Origin of the sequence: Kitasatospora cystarginea (genome assembly GCF_039533515.1) — a bacterium.
Taxonomy (GTDB): Bacteria; Actinomycetota; Actinomycetes; order Streptomycetales; family Streptomycetaceae; genus Kitasatospora; species Kitasatospora cystarginea.
Map to the genome: position 1 here is coordinate 1 of NZ_BAAATR010000157.1, position 1569 is coordinate 1569.

General features: G+C 72.8%; 1 pseudogene. It reads right to left on the minus strand.

Features of this window, described 5'->3' with window-relative positions:
• Nucleotides 1–1564: pseudogene (locus tag ABD369_RS40540) on the minus strand (acyl carrier protein); the annotation flags it as partial.
• Nucleotides 1565–1569: the final 5 nt, after the last annotated feature.

The following is a 1569-nucleotide window of genomic DNA, read 5'->3' on the forward strand; positions in this document are numbered from 1 at the left end:
GCTCGGCGTCGGAGAGCCGCTCCACGAGCAGCATGCCGACACCCTCGCCCCAGCCCGTGCCGTCCGCGTCCGCCGAGAACGCCTTGCAGCGGCCGTCGGCCGACAGACCGCGCTGGCGGCTGAAGTCCACGAAGGTCTCGGGCGTCGCCATCACGGTGACACCACCGGCCAGCGCCATGCTGCACTCGCCGCCCCGCAGCGCCTGGATCGCCCAGTGCAGCGCCACCAGCGACGAGGAGCACGCGGTGTCGACCGTGACGGCCGGACCCTCCAGGCCGAAGGTGTACGCCACTCGGCCGGAGGCGATGCTGCCCGAGACACCGGTGCCCAGGTAGCCCTCGACCCCTTCCGGGAGCTCGCTGATTCCGGTCGCGTAGTCGTGGTACATCACACCGGCGAACACACCGGTGCGGCTGCCGCGCAGCGTGGCCGGATCGATGCCGGCCCGCTCGATGGCCTCCCAGGAGGTCTCCAGCAGCAGGCGCTGCTGCGGGTCCATGGCCAGCGCCTCACGCGGCGAGATCCCGAAGAAGTCCGGGTCGAAGAGGCCCGCGTCGTGCAGGAAGCCGCCTTCGCGGGCGTAGGTGGTGCCCTGGTGGTCCGGGTCGGGGTGGTAGAGGCCGTCCAGGTCCCAGCCTCGGCTGCTCGGAAAGCCGGAGATCGCGTCACCGGCCTCGGACACCAGTCGCCACAGGTCCTCGGGCGACTCCACGCCGCCCGGGTATCGGCAGCTCATCCCGACGATCGCGATCGGCTCGTCGTCCAGGACCGCGACCGGACCGGTGGCGGACGCCTCGGGCGCCTCGCCCAGCAGTTCGGTGACCAGGAAGGCCGCCAGTGCGATCGGGCTCGGGTAGTCGAAGACCAGCGTCGCGGGCAGTCGCAGGCCCGTCGCGCTATTGAGCTCGTTGCGCAGTTCGACGGCGGTCAGCGAGTCGAAGCCGAGCTCCTTGAACGCCCGGCCGGACTCCACCGCAGCGGCGTCGGCGTAGCCCAGGACGGATCCGACCCTGGCGCGGACCAGGTCGAGCACCGCCTGCTCACGCTCGCCGGCGGGCAGTGCCTGCAGTCGGCCGGCCAGCTCCGAGCCGCTCGCCGCGGCCGCCCGCACCACTCGGCGGGCCGGGACTCGCACCAGTCCGCGCAGCAGCGCGGGGAGGTTGCCGGCGGCGGCCTGCTGGCGCAGCGCGGCCAGGTCGAGCCGCATCGGGACCAGGGTCGCGTCGCCCGTGGTGACCGCGGTGTCGAGCAGTTCCAGGCCCTCGGCCGAGGAGAGGCCGTGGATACCGCCACGGCTCATCCGCTGGACGTCGAGCTCGTTCAGACTGCCGACCATGCCGCTGCTGTCGGCCCACGGACCCCAGGCGAGCGAGGTCGCCGGGAGTCCGGCGGCACGGCGCTGAGCGGCGAGGGCGTCAAGGAAGACGTTGGCCGCAGCGTAGTTGCCCTGGCCGGGGCTGCTCAGGGTGCCCGCGGCTGAGGAGAAGAGCACGAACGCGCTCAGGTCCAGGCCGGCGGTGAGCTCGTGCAGGTTGAGGGCCGCGTCCACCTTCGGGCGCAGCACGGTGT